This window comes from Clostridium sp., from assembly GCF_030532265.1.
In the GTDB taxonomy this organism is placed as follows: Bacteria; Bacillota; Clostridia; order Clostridiales; family Clostridiaceae; genus Clostridium.
The window spans coordinates 4,571-11,999 of record NZ_JAUNLM010000054.1; the positions used below are offsets into that span (position 1 = coordinate 4,571).

General features: G+C 24.7%; 7 protein-coding genes. 2 read left to right on the forward strand and 5 right to left on the reverse strand.

Translation table 11 applies throughout. The features are described 5' to 3' along the window. Positions 1-138: 138 nt before the first annotated feature. Positions 139-1,374, reverse strand: coding sequence for a Zn-dependent hydrolase (locus tag Q4E08_RS10020; protein WP_303130652.1), 1,236 nt, complete (start codon positions 1,372-1,374; stop codon positions 139-141). A 319-nt stretch (positions 1,375-1,693) separates the two neighbouring features. Then, entirely contained in the window at positions 1,694-3,133 is a 1,440-nt protein-coding gene (locus tag Q4E08_RS10025) for an FAD-dependent oxidoreductase (RefSeq protein WP_303130654.1), read from the reverse strand. A gap of 492 nt (positions 3,134-3,625) precedes the next feature. On the opposite strand from Q4E08_RS10025, the gene Q4E08_RS10030 reads away from it, so the two are divergent. Then, positions 3,626-3,877 (forward strand): hypothetical protein, encoded by a 252-nt coding sequence (locus tag Q4E08_RS10030; RefSeq protein ID WP_303130655.1) that lies wholly within the window; start codon positions 3,626-3,628, stop codon positions 3,875-3,877. A gap of 229 nt (positions 3,878-4,106) precedes the next feature. Here Q4E08_RS10030 and Q4E08_RS10035 read toward each other — a convergent pair whose 3' ends face one another. Then, positions 4,107-4,769 (reverse strand): ferric reductase-like transmembrane domain-containing protein, encoded by a 663-nt coding sequence (locus tag Q4E08_RS10035; protein WP_303130657.1) that lies wholly within the window; start codon positions 4,767-4,769, stop codon positions 4,107-4,109. A 209-nt stretch (positions 4,770-4,978) separates the two neighbouring features. Here Q4E08_RS10035 and Q4E08_RS10040 point away from each other — a divergent pair, with 209 nt between their 5' ends. Further along, the gene (locus Q4E08_RS10040) at positions 4,979-5,464 is read left to right on the forward strand and encodes a hypothetical protein (protein WP_303130659.1); all 486 of its coding nucleotides are present in this window, start codon (positions 4,979-4,981) and stop codon (positions 5,462-5,464) included. Positions 5,465-5,582: 118 nt separating this feature from the next. Here Q4E08_RS10040 and Q4E08_RS10045 read toward each other — a convergent pair whose 3' ends face one another. Together Q4E08_RS10045 and Q4E08_RS10050 are read right to left on the reverse strand one after the other, a co-directional pair. Then, a complete protein-coding gene (locus Q4E08_RS10045; RefSeq protein ID WP_303130660.1) occupies positions 5,583-6,887 on the reverse strand; it encodes a replicative DNA helicase in 1,305 nt (434 codons plus the stop codon). 93 nt (positions 6,888-6,980) lie between these two features. Next, a partial coding sequence (locus Q4E08_RS10050; protein WP_303130662.1) for a conserved phage C-terminal domain-containing protein occupies positions 6,981-7,429 on the reverse strand: 449 nt, incomplete at its 5' end.

Genomic DNA, 7,429 nt, shown 5'->3' on the forward strand with positions numbered 1-7,429 from the left:
GAATAAAAAACTCAACAACACTTTTCTGTATTGTTGAGTATTATAATTATGCTAGAAAAATACTATAAATATAAATACATATACAACTTTAATAAATTAATAATTTATTCTACACTTCTCAATTAAAAATTCAAAAATCTATCTCTCATCAAGCTTAAGTACAGTATTTAACATAACACTTGCACCATTTGTACATTCCTCTAAACTTGTAAACTCCTCCTCACAATGACTATGTCCATCCTTTGACGGAACAAAAATCATAGCAGTAGGAAGCATACTAGCTACATACTGTGCATCATGTCCAGCCCCACTATTTATATATTGATTTTCTATATTAAGTTCATCTGCACTTTCCTTAATAATTTTTACAAGTTCCTTATCAAAATAAACAGTATCACGTTCCCAAGCCAGTTCACATTCAACTTTACACTTACAAACTTCCTTTGGTATATTATTAATTACATTAACAACTTCCTTAATAACTTCTGGATTTTCATGCCTTACATCTAATGAAAAAGATACAAAGTCTGGTATTACTGTGTGAACACAAGGGTGGCATGTAATTTCTCCAGTTGTATATACAAGATTTTCATCAAGTTTATCAAGTTCATTATGAATATGTATAAGAACCTTTGCTGCTGCATATAGTGCATCTTTTCTAAATTTCATTGGTGTTGTTCCTGCATGATCTGCTTGTCCATAAGTTTTAATTCTGTAATTAACCATTCCAAGTACACAAGTAACAACTCCAACTTCTTTTTTATTTGCTTCAAGTATTGGCCCTTGCTCTATATGAAATTCAAGCATACATTTATAATCATTAGGATTTAATCTATTTTTTTCATCTCCAATATAACCACTATTTTTTAAAGCTTCTCCAAATGTACTTTTCCCATCTACTATGCTTTTTGATTGAAGCATTTTTTCTTTATCAAATTTTCCACATAATATTCCAGAAGACATCATTGCTGGTGGATATAATGAACCTTCTTCATTTGTCCATACCATAGCTGTTATTGGATGTTTATGTTTTATATTTTCAGATACTATTGTTTCTAAAACTTCCATAGCACCAATAACCCCTAGTATTCCATCATAATTACCACCATTTTTTACTGAATCTAAATGAGATGCCATAACAATTCTTTTTGCATTTTTATCTGTACCTTCTATTGTTGCATATATATTTGCCATATCATCTAATTGTATTTTTGCTCCAATTGCTTTCATTCTCTTTATAAATTCTTCTCTTGCAAGTATTGCTTCCTTTGATAGAGAGTATCTTGTTATTCCACCTTTTTCTGTGTGACCATATTTTGAAAAGGTTTTTATTTTATCTTCCATTCTTTTTTCATTACAATAATATTTTTTCAATCTCAAACACTCCTTTTATTTTTCCTTTGTTAATTTTAATAATAATTTTCAACTACAAATGTAGCCTTCACTATTACTTATGTTAGCTTTTATCCTTCATATACCTCTCCATATTAATTTTAGTATTCTTCCATTTATTGTTCAAGTTTATTAAAATTTAGTAAATTTCTTTTGTAACTTATATTAAAAAAAGAACCTCATCTATATAGACTTGGTTCTTTTTATTTTAACCATAAGTTTCCTTAATACTATTAATCTTTTTCCCATCAATATTATAAAGTGTTATATTCCCTTCATAACTTTACTCAAGCCTTTAAAATTAATCTTCCACAATATTTTTAACTGCTGGCCCTCCGATTAATCTTCCTTTATAATCAAATCTTGATCCATGACATGGACAATCCCATGTTAACTCATCTGCATTCCATTTAAGTTCACATCCTAAATGAGCACATTTTGTTGATACAATATATTCTTTTCCATTCTTATCTTTATAAACTCCAACCTTTTCTCCATTATATTCAACAATTCCTCCATGACCATTTTGAATATGCTCTATTTGACTACTTGGAATATATATTTTTTGTGCAATAAAGTTTTTGGCTGTTTCACTTATATCTTTTGCAACATTATTTATTGATAATGATAAGTCAAATCTCTTTGGAGAAAATATTTCTTTAAAGTCATTTTCTTTTTCAAGTATCATATCTGATATTATCATTGCAGATACCATAGAACTTGTCATTCCCCATTTATTAAATCCAGTTGCTACATATATATTAGGTGTATCATCTGAATATCTTCCTATGTAAGGTATTCCATCTAAAGTCATACAATCTTGAGCTGACCAATGATATTTTTCCTTTGATTTTGGATATAACTCTTTTGAAACTTCTCTTAATTTATCATAACTACCACCAGTTTCATTATCTCCTGTTCTTTGCTTTATTCCACCAAGTAACATTAAATCTTTATAATTTCTAAAAGAATATCCACTTTCATCAACATCTATATACATACCATCAATTTTATCTACATTTTCTAAAGCAATAACATATGACCTTTCTTGATGCATTTTTAAGAAATAATATCCTGGTGCATTCATTATTGGGTAATGAGTTGCTATAACTATATAATTTGCACTTATCTTTCCTTTATTAGTAACTACTTCATTTCTTCTAATTTCTATTGCTCTAGTATTTTCATATATAGTTAAATCTTTTGAAATGTTTTCTAAAAACTTAAGTGGATTAAATTGTGCTTGATTATTGAACTTAACAGCACCTTCAACTTTAAATGGAAGTTCAGTTTCTTCTACAAACTCAGCATTAATACCAAGTTTTTTAGCAGCTTCCACTTCATCTTTTAGAAAATATGTTTCATTTAAAGAATAAACATATGCAGGTCTTTCTTCAAAATCACAATCTATTTTTCTCTCTTCAATAATTTCTTTATACTTTTTTATAGCAAGTTCATTTGCCTTTGCATATTGCCTTGCCTTTTCTTCTCCAAATTCTGATATTAATTTGTGATAAATTAAATTATGCTGAGAAGTTATTTTTGCAGTAGTATTTTTAGTGTTTCCCCCTGCAATCTTATCTCCATCAATTAAAACAACATCTCTTCCATTTTCCTTTAACATATATGCTGTTAATATTCCTGCTATTCCAGCTCCAATAACTAAAATATCAGTTTTTATATCTTTATTTAAGCTTTCTCTTTTTGTAATTTTACAGCTTTCGCTCCATACTGATTCCATAAATTCACCTCATATTTTTCTTATATACAAAGTATTTTTTCTTATGTTCAGCTATTATATACTTAAATATCATTTATTCATTTAACTATTTTTATATTAAAAACATAATTTAATATAATTGCTTTTATATATATTTTTGATAGTCTTTAAAGTTTTAAAGTTAACTTCATATAATTAAGTTTAAACTTTTAAAAATGGCAATGTAAAATTATTTTTTATTTAAGTATACTTATTAAATTTTAATCTTAAATTTTTTAAGCTTTATAAATTTAAAATAGTATTTTTAAAAAGCATACAAAATTATATGAAAATTTATATACAGAATATAAAAATCTATTAAAAAAATAAAAAATTTTTAATACTTCTGTTATTAAATAAGTTATATGTGATACTATATATTAAAAGTATAATAAAATTTTATACTTTCATAAATTTAATGTAGTTTTTAAAAGTAGTTATAAATAATCATTTTAAACTATTAGGAGGATAACTATGAATAAAAAAGGTTATATTGGATGGCTTGCAATTATTATAAGTTTGGTATTATTATCCTTAGAATTATACGGCTTAAAAATCATTCAGTACATTGATATGCAAATGCATAGTAGCTTTTACACTAATCCTATTTATTACATATATGAACTACCAATATTATTATCATTTATAATAACAATAATACTTGCTGTATTAGGTTGTGTCTTAATTATTAAATCTCAAAAATACAAAAAAAATATTATAAAATAATTTATTATTTATGTTTATTAATGTTTAAAATTTATATAAAAAAATAGTTAAAGAAAATACTTTTATTTTCTTTAACTACTTCTAATTATGTGTTTAAATCTAGGTGATTTTTTGTAAGCATTTCAAATGCTATTATAATGAATATTAATGTTTCATATTACAATTAAAATAATATATTTGTATTTATAAATTAAATATAATAAACTTTTATTATATAATTTAAGCGAAATTAATTTTTATTCTCATTGAAAATCTTTAAAATAAAATATCCAACAAATAAAACTGTATATGTAATTATTTTTATCCAATCTAACTTGTGATTAAATAAAGCTATCATTATATGTACATAAACTAAGAAATAAAATGGATAAGCCCATCTTTGTATCTTCTTCCACTTTTTAAAGTCCATTTTACGTCTAACTTTTTTAAATGAAGTTACACATAAAGGAATCATTATGAAAAATGCTATAAGTCCTATAATTAAATAAGTTACATAAAGGAATTTAATTGGTTTTCCTAACATAAATTTATTTATAAATCTTACAAAATACATAATACAATGTGGAGTTATAAGTATTGAACCTAATATAGCAAGTTCTGCTCTAATACTTATTAATTTTTTAGTTATGTTAAGCTTTTTATTTAAAGCTCCTGCAAACATAACAAGTACGAAAAATGCTATTGCAACATTTCCTCTCATAAATGCTTTTTCTAAAGCTCCAATAAACCCTTCTAGTTTATAACCATTTGTTAATCTTAATATTTCATAAACTGTAACTAGAATTCCAATTACAGTAGCTAACCCATAAAATACTTTTGAATATTTTCTTATAGCTGTTGGTAAAATCAATGATAATGCCGTAACTATAATTAATGAATAAATTAAATGCATAATTTCTTACCTCTTTCTATTGATATTTATTATCATTATCATATTGATAATAATAATATATTAACTTTGTGTCGTCAATGTTTTAAATTTTAACTTTTTGTGAATAGAGTATTGTATTATATTGTTTTATATTAATAATTTCTTTAACATAATTATAGGGATATTTTTACAAGGTTGTATAAATAATATAAATAAGGGGGGCTAAAGAAATGGATATTTTAAATATTTTGGTAGGTATATTTTTTCTATACATTATAATAAGACATATACATTCAATAATACATCTTAAAGTTAAAGCAATAAATCAAAAGTTAGAATCATTTATTATGATTATTTCTATAATTGCATTAGTTATATTTGTTTATTTTTATTCAGATACAATAAGCTTTTACATAATTGGAACTTTGGCTATAATAGGTTTTATATCAATATTTTTAGATAAAGGAATTTGTGAAAATGGATTTGTTAGACAATATCGTTCCTATGAGCTTATTAAGTGGGAAAATATAAGTAAGGTTACAGTGTCTTGTGAAAAACATATAAAAATTGAATTAATAGGCGATTTTATAGAATGTTCTTTATACTTTAAATTATCAGATTATGATAAAATTATGGCTATTTTAAAAGAAAAGGTTCCATCTAAAATAATATTAAATATTGATACAAACATTCCTATAAAAGAAAAATATAAATAAAAAGTATATATAAAAATAAAATGACTTAGAATTAATATCTAAGTCTTTTTTATTGATTCTTCTTTTATATAATCAAGTTTAAATATCTCTATAAATTAATATAATATTACTAAAATAATTATAAGTTCTCTATTCTTTGGAATTCATCTAAGTATTTAAACTCTAATGTTCCCGTTTTTCCATTTCTCTGCTTTGCAATAACCCAACATATTACATCTTTATTTTCACATTCATTATCATAATAAGCTTCTCTATATATAAACATAACTAAATCAGCATCTTGCTCTATATTTCCACTTTCTCTTAAATCAGAAAGCATAGGAATTTTATCTCGCCTTTGTTCTACTGCTCTACTTAATTGACAAAGTAAAATTATACAAATATCTAATTCTTTTGCAAGTAACTTTAAACTTCTTGTTACTTCCCCTACTGCCTGTACTCTATTTTCACCTTTACTCATATCCATAAGTCCTAAATGGTCTATTATTACTACATCAAGACCTTTTGAAATCTTTAACCCATTGCACTTTGATTTTATTTTTAAAATATCTTGGTAGCTTGAGCAGTCAGTAAATATTCTCCCTCTTTTTGAAAATTCATTAAAAGTATTTATAAGTTTAGTAAATTCAACATCATTTAGCTTTGCACTTGATATTTTTGATGCTTTTATATTTGACCTTGCTGCAAATCTTCTTATACCAAGACTTTCTTCTGTCATCTCCATTTCAAAAAGCAATACATTTGAGCCATTATCTGCAAGTCCCTCTGCAATACTTAAAGCTGTTGCTGTTTTTCCCATTGAAGGTCTACCACCAATTACAACAAGTTCTCCTTTTTGAAGACCATTTGTTACACTATCAAATTTATAAAAACCTGTTTTCATGCCAAACATATTCCCTTTAGAATTATAAATTTTCTCAATTTTATCTAAAGTTTTACTAAACAAATCCTCATCACTTAAAATTTTTCTTTTACTAAATTCTTCATCTTCTAAAAGGTCATTTTGTATTTTACCTGCTATTTCAAAAGCTTTTATTTTTTCATTTTGTATATATTTAAGTCCTTTATTTAGAGCCATCATTATTTTTCTTCTGTAACTTTTTTCTTTTAAAATTTCTATATGCCCTTCTATATTAACAGGTAGTCCACTTGTTATAAGCTCACTAATATAGCTTATTCCACCAACTTCTTTAAGCTTTTCTCTAGTTATTTCTTCAATTAAAGTTGTAACTGATATTTCCTTCCCTTCATAATAAAGATTAAGTATACCCTTATATAACTTTTTATGTTTTTCCAAATAAAAATCTTCTATTTTAAGGCTCATAACACAAGTTTCTATAAGCTTTGGTTTAACTAATATAGCTCCTAAAACTTCTATTTCAGCCTCAATACTTTTTATACTACAAAAACTATTCATACCCATAAACTCTCCCCATAAAATATAAAATTATTTAATAAAACTAATCTAAGCTTTTATAAAAATCAAATAGATTTATATAAATATTTTTCTAAAATTTTAATCCTCAAAAAAAGGTTTATAAACATCTTTAAGCTTTCTTTCCTTCTCTTTAAAATCTTTTTTCTTATACTTTTCGTTTAAGTATTCTTCAAATTTACTTTCTCTAAAAAGAGTTGATGGTCTTAAATAAATTTCATACTCAGTATCTTTCCAACATCTTTTTTTATTTAATATAACTTTCTTAAAATCCAAAATATCAAAACCTAAATCAATAAGTCTTTCAATAAGCTTTACTGTTTGCTTAGTATTGCTTTTATATTTTGTACCAAGTTCATTATTTAAAAAATCTATTACTTCTTCACAAACTTTTTTTGTATATATTTTTTTATTATCTTTTTCTTTGTTTATATAAACCTGATTATCTTTTGTTTCTACCTTTGAGTTTAAAGCATCAGATTTAAAACTCTTATCCCTTTCTTCTTTTAAAACGGTTATTTTAGGGCAAA